Below are 2,328 nucleotides of genomic sequence, written 5' to 3'. Positions count from 1 at the left end.
GCCCTAAAGCATGCCCCAAATTCATCACTGTTGATTTGGGGATGAAAAAATCCTCAAGGATATCAACGAGCAAACACCAGATAGAAATAGGCAAGCGCGTCTTGCTGTAAAAACAGCACCCACACCAGCCAGAGGCGGTCTCGGATTTTCAGACAGTTGAGATAAGTGGATTTTGCTCCTGAAACTGGCATGATGCCAAGAACAGGAGAAAGACATGAGCAAACGACCCCGGCGCAATCACAGCCCTGCTTTCAAGGCGAAAGTTGCTCTGGCCGCTATTCGTGGCGAGAAGACGCTATCGGAACTGTCACAAGAGTTTGACGTCCACCCCAACCAGATCAAGCAATGGAAGGATCAGGCTCTGGATGCGATGCCAGAGGTATTTTCCGGCAATAAACCGGTCAAGCAGGAGCCAGAGGTTGATCTGAAGCGGCTGCATGCCAATATCGGTGAGTTGACGTTGGAGAATGATTTTTTAGAAGGGGCGCTCACCAAAGCGGGACTGCTGAGCGCAAAAAGATGATTGACCGCAAACATAAGCTACCGATTAATCGGCAAGCCAAAGCTCTGGGGATTGCGCGCAGCTCAGTTTATTATCTGCCCAAGCCAATATCCAAAGAAGACCTCGCCTTGATGCGGCGGCTGGATGAACTGCATCTTGACTATCCGTTTGCCGGAAGCCGAATGCTGCAACAGCTTTTGAAAGGCGAAGGATATGGTATTGGCCGGCGCAAAGTGCGTAGGCTGATGAAGAGGATGGGCATTGAGGCGCTTTACCGGCGTCCAGGAACTTCTAAACCCGCGCCCGGACACAAGATCTACCCATATCTGCTGCGGGATGTGGAAGTTACAAAGTCCAATCAGGCGTGGGCGATTGACCTGACCTATATTCCCATGGCCAAAGGCTTTGTCTATCTGATCGCAATTATCGACTGGTATTCGCGCAAGGTGCTTAGCTGTGGAATCTAGTCAGGTTGTTCTATTTAGGGCCTGAATTGGGGTTTGATTGTTAATGCCCATGTGGGTGCGTTGAGTGTTGTACCAGTTCACCCATCTTGGCAGATCCTGTTTTCTGGCTCTTGATGATTTAAACGGGATGGCATAGGCCCACTCACGCAGCATGGTTTGAATGAAGCGTTCGGCTTTTCCGTTGGTTTTAGGCGTGTAGGGCCGGGTGCGGATGTGTTTTATATTCAGCATCCGCAGTATCCTGCGGAACAGTTTTGCGATGTAACCGGAACCGTTGTCCGTCATCACTCGCTCGACTGCCACGCCCCGTCTGCGAAACCAGCGCAGAGCGCGGACAAGAAAAGCTGAGGTCGAGTGCCGGGTCTCATCGGGCAGAACTTCCACATAGGCAAGACGGGTGGCATCATCAATGGCCACATGCAGATAGTCCCAGCCAAGTCCCGGCGTGCGGCCTTTGCGATTGCCTGTAATGCGATGACCGTGCCCTTCAAAGCGCCCCAGTTTCTTGATGTCCAGATGTAATAGCTCCCCCGCTCGTTCGCGTTGATAGCGTCGCACAAGTGGCTTGGGATCAAGAGCCTTCAATTTACCAAGACCTGCATGCTTCAACCAAGCCGCAACTGTCGAGCGGGCAAGATTGAGCTTGGTCGCGATCTCTTGTGCCGTCAGACGGTAGTCCTTGCGAAGTTGTTCAGCTTTCTTGCGCCACCAGCTGGCCTGTACAGCAGCGGCAGACCTTGGCCGTGATGAGCGGTTCTCCAGACCGGCCCTTCCTTCAGCCAGGTAGCGGCCAATCCATTTACGCACCGTGCGAACACTGACTGCAAACGCCCGGGCAACCTGTTCCACCGGTTGCCGCTGTTCCAGCACTCGTTTTACCATCTGCTCTCGACTATACGTCGTGGTTCGGGCATTCTTATGCGGGTTGTTCATCTCATGGATCTCTTGTGTTGTTTTGTGGTGAAACCAACATCAAACATCTGAACGCGATGAACAACCTCTTCAGAGAATACACTTAGCGCGGGGCATAGTTATGTTGACTTCGTAATAAGTGATTTAAGTGTGATCTATGTTTGTCGACCCTGACGCAAGCGCCAAGTTTACGGAACCTCAGTGTTGATTAATAGTGATGGCTGCTTCTGAAAGTGGAAGCTTTTCTGCATCTCTACATCGTGATTGAGCGGCAAAACACTATGGACCAGTGCGAGAACGTTCTGATTACAGAAGCGCAGCAGCGGGCCATCTGAGGTACTCCATTTGAAACATTCGGACATGGTGGATACGTTGTAATGGGCCTAATTACTCTCAGCCGAAAAGGCCCTGTTGATTAGATGCTTACGCTTCTAGACGGCATAGATG

Annotated in this window: 1 protein-coding gene and 1 pseudogene; one reads left to right on the top strand and one right to left on the bottom strand. The window is 51.5% G+C overall.

The window, feature by feature from the left end; genetic code table 11:
* Positions 1-214 precede the first annotated feature (214 nt).
* A pseudogene (locus ACR0EF_RS18515) lies at positions 215-957 on the top strand (IS3 family transposase); the annotation flags it as partial.
* 12 nt (positions 958-969) lie between these two features.
* Here the strand turns inward: ACR0EF_RS18515 and ACR0EF_RS18510 are convergent.
* Positions 970-1,902, bottom strand: a complete 933-nt coding sequence (locus ACR0EF_RS18510) for an IS481 family transposase (protein ID WP_480771331.1) — start codon at positions 1,900-1,902, stop codon at positions 970-972.
* Positions 1,903-2,328 lie beyond the last annotated feature (426 nt).

The sequence above is a fragment of the Ruegeria sp. CG8 genome (genome assembly GCF_056537165.1).
Note: the sequence above shows the minus strand (reverse complement) of the source record. Positions and strands in the feature narration are given on the sequence as shown.